The organism is Treponema sp. R80B11-R83G3 (assembly GCF_054786115.1).
The window spans coordinates 1-288 of record NZ_BDHF01000589.1 but is presented as its reverse complement, the minus strand read 5'-3'; the positions used below and the strand labels follow the sequence as shown (position 1 = coordinate 288).

Here is a 288-nt window from a genome sequence, read left to right as displayed (position 1 = left end):
GAGGAATATGGCAAGTTCCTCACGGCAAATAAGGACCGCCCTTTCAAAATTTCCGGCGCGATATTCAGCTAACGCATCGGGATGGTTTTGAGCGTAAACGCCAAAGGTGAGGATAAAAAGAAAACCCCAATAATCTTGAGTCGCATGTTGTTATCTGCTGGGCTTTAATAGATCTTCCCTGTTCAACTGCGCGTAACATCCTGTAACAAGAACGCTGCTTTCAGGATAATCGCGCAACGCTTTTCTTATAACACGCCTTGCTTTTTGATCGGCTTTCGAGGTTACAGT

1 pseudogene is annotated in these 288 nt (G+C 45.1%); it reads right to left on the bottom strand.

What is annotated here, in order from left to right:
- Positions 1 to 168: 168 nt before the first annotated feature.
- A pseudogene (locus tag ACYVRH_RS15110) lies at positions 169 to 288 on the bottom strand (hypothetical protein); the annotation flags it as partial.